Annotated in this window: 1 pseudogene; it reads right to left on the bottom strand. The window is 63.4% G+C overall.

Features of this window, described 5'->3' with window-relative positions:
* Positions 1–213, bottom strand: a pseudogene (gene nifH / locus SM757_RS35475) (nitrogenase reductase); the annotation flags it as partial.

The raw sequence follows: 213 nt of genomic DNA, 5'->3' as shown, positions 1-213 counted from the left end.
CTCCTTGTCGGTCTGGCGCTCGTTGCACACCAGGCCGCCCAGGCGCACGCCGCCGCTGTTGGCGTACTTCAGGATGCCCTTGGAGATGTTGTTGGCCGCGTACATGGCCATCATCTCGCCGGACATGACGATGTAGATTTCCTGGGCCTTGTTCTCACGGATGGGCATGGCGAAGCCGCCGCACACCACGTCGCCCAGCACGTCGTAGGACAC

Source organism: Azohydromonas lata, from assembly GCF_034427735.1.
Taxonomy (GTDB): domain Bacteria; phylum Pseudomonadota; class Gammaproteobacteria; order Burkholderiales; family Burkholderiaceae_C; genus Azohydromonas; species Azohydromonas lata.
Note: the sequence above shows the minus strand (reverse complement) of the source record. Positions and strands in the feature narration are given on the sequence as shown.